1 protein-coding gene is annotated in these 1,130 nt (G+C 59.0%); it reads left to right on the forward strand.

Annotated features, from left to right (window positions below):
* The coding region (locus V0U79_RS13590) for an Ig-like domain-containing protein (protein ID WP_330200054.1) at positions 1-1,130 on the forward strand (1,130 nt) is incomplete at both ends.

The following is a 1,130-nucleotide window of genomic DNA, read 5'->3' on the forward strand; positions in this document are numbered from 1 at the left end:
GGGGATATCTCGGTTGGCAATGGATCAACCTCGAACCTCTCTGGCTCTGGCACCACCTACACCGCCACCATCACACCCACAGCTGACGGCCAGGTAACCGTCAATGTCGCGGCGAATGCGGCTCAAGACATCGCCGGCAATATCAACTCCGCCGCAATACAGTTCTTAGTTACAAACGATCAGACCGCGCCAACTGTATCGATTGCGGGTCCCGCAGGACCGGTCTCAGGCGCCTTTACCGCAAGCTTCACCTTCTCTGAAGTGGTTTCGGGCTTTGCACTCGGTGACATCTCGGTGGGCAATGGCGCTGCCTCGAACTTGTCTGGCGCCGGCACCACCTACACCGCCACCATTACACCGGCCTCGGACGGCCTGGTCACCATCGATGTCGCCGCCAATGTCGCCCAAGACGTCGCTGGCAATAACAACACAGCGGCTACCCAGTTCTCAGTGACGAATGATAGCGACAGACCCACGCTGACCATTACCGGTCCAGCGGGGCCGGTCGCAGGGGCCTTCACCGCAACCTTCACCTTCTCCGAAAATGTCACAGGCTTTGTGCTGGAGGATATCACCGTTGGAAATGGCACCGCCTCCAACTTGTCTGGGGCCGGCACCACCTACACTGCCACCATCACACCGACAGCTGACGGCCAGGTCACCATCGATGTCGCCGCCAACATCGCCCTGGACGCCGCAAGCAATCCCAACACAGCCGCAACACAGTTTACAGTCACAAATGATAGCTCGCCGCCAACGGTAACGATCACTGGTCCAACCGGTCCGGTCGCGGGCGCTTTCACCGCCACCATTACTTTTTCAAAAACGGTTACGGGATTCGCGATAGGCGACATATCTGTCGGCAATGGGTCGGCCTCCAACCTGTCTGGGTCCGGCACCACCTACACGGCGACCATCACGCCCACTACGGACGGACAGGTCACGGTCAATGTCAGTGCTGGAGCTGCGCAGGACGCGGGGGGCAATGCAAACACAGCCGCTATCCAGTTCGCCGTCACCAACGATGAAACGGCACCCACGCTTTCGATATCTGGTCCTTCGGGTCCGGTTTCTGGGGCGTTTACGGCCAGCTTCACTTTCTCTGAAGATGTCACAGGTTTTACGCTGGG

Source organism: Hyphobacterium lacteum, from assembly GCF_036330345.1.
GTDB lineage: Bacteria > Pseudomonadota > Alphaproteobacteria > Caulobacterales > Maricaulaceae > Hyphobacterium > Hyphobacterium lacteum.